Origin of the sequence: Pseudonocardia nigra (assembly GCF_019396355.1) — a bacterium.
Taxonomy (GTDB): Bacteria; Actinomycetota; Actinomycetes; order Mycobacteriales; family Pseudonocardiaceae; genus Pseudonocardia; species Pseudonocardia nigra.
Genome location: NZ_JAHKRK010000483.1, coordinates 1 through 1168 on the forward strand (window position 1 = coordinate 1; position 1168 = coordinate 1168).

At 64.5% G+C, this 1168-nt stretch carries 3 protein-coding genes; all 3 read left to right on the forward strand.

Going from position 1 to position 1168, the window contains the following annotated elements; genetic code table 11:
- Window positions 1–126 precede the first annotated feature (126 nt).
- The 3 genes from KME75_RS41755 (at window position 127) to KME75_RS45520 (ending at window position 1070) form a co-directional block, all read left to right on the forward strand.
- Window positions 127–285: a carboxymuconolactone decarboxylase family protein gene (locus tag KME75_RS41755; protein ID WP_219420534.1), complete on the forward strand. Its 159-nt coding sequence runs from the start codon at window positions 127–129 to the stop codon at window positions 283–285.
- Window positions 285–503 carry a thioredoxin family protein gene (locus KME75_RS41760; protein ID WP_219420537.1) on the forward strand — a complete coding sequence of 73 codons (219 nt, stop codon included), beginning with the start codon at window positions 285–287 and terminating at the stop codon, window positions 501–503. Before KME75_RS41755 ends, KME75_RS41760 begins: the two co-directional genes overlap by 1 nt.
- A 147-nt stretch (window positions 504–650) precedes the next feature.
- Window positions 651–1070: a transposase family protein gene (locus KME75_RS45520; RefSeq protein WP_219420540.1), complete on the forward strand. Its 420-nt coding sequence runs from the start codon at window positions 651–653 to the stop codon at window positions 1068–1070.
- Window positions 1071–1168: the final 98 nt, after the last annotated feature.

Below are 1168 nucleotides of genomic sequence, written 5' to 3' on the forward strand. Positions count from 1 at the left end.
CACAGGCGGCTGACCAGGCAGAACTCCTGAGCCTAGTGACACGACGGTTCACCAGGCCAAGCACTGTTTCCGCTGCTCAGACCGCGTTTTCGTGTGCTTTCGTGCCAGCCCAGCTGCGGAACCCCGGTGCAGGAGACGTTCTCCGAGGAGGAGATCGTCGAGATGGTGTTCGCCTGCGGGATCTTCAACTGGGGCAACAAGTTCAACATCACGATGCAGATGAGCGGCGACGGCCAGAGCGAGTACGGGACCGACATGGAATACCGACAGGAGGCGTTGACCTGATGGGTGCCAGAGAGGTCGACCTCGACGAGCTCACCCGGGTTCTCGCCGAAGAGGCCCGGCCGGTGCTCGTCGACTTCTGGGGGACGTGGTGTGCACCGTGCCGCACCATGCGCCCGCATCTCGACCGGATCGCCGAGGCACACCAGGCCGACGCGCAGGTCGTGGCCGTGAACGTGGATCGGTTCCCCGGGGTGGCAGAGCGCTTCGAGGTGCAGTGAGGTGATCTCAGCGAGGAACTGAGAGTGCACAGCGGCGACACGGCAAACCGGTCATACCCGGCGGTGCTGGTGCGGTGCTGGTGTGGGCGTGGGGTCCCCGATAGGGACGTTCTCACCACAAGATCCATCCGAGGACGAGGACCCCACGTGATCGCCTATCGTGCCATGCTCGACGTGCCCCGTGAACTGCTCACCCGGGTGGCCGGGCTGTTGCGCGCAGAACGGCGCCGACTTGGCACCCGTCGCGGCAGCAGGGCCCTGACCTGCTGGTACCAGGCGCTGATGGTGCTGGTGTGGTACCGCAAGCGCGAGGAGATGACCGTGCTGGCCGCTGGCTTCGGCGTCTCGCGGGCGACGGCCTACCGCTACCGCGACGAGGTCATCAGTGTGCTGCATGCCCAGTCCCCGGACCTGCACGACGCGCTTGTCGAGGTGGCCGAGCAGGGTTGGTCGCACGTCGTCGTGGACGGCAAGCTGTTTCGCACCGATCGCTGCGCCGAGACCACGACCAGCACGAAAGGCAACACGATCAACTCCTGGGGGCTTATTCACAAGTCTGAATGGTGACTGCTCTTCGTGACATGAGGGGTACGTCGAGCACTTGATCACGAGTCGGTCTCAATTCGTGCTTGACCGCGTGTCGCGCGAGATGCGCAACAGCTCTT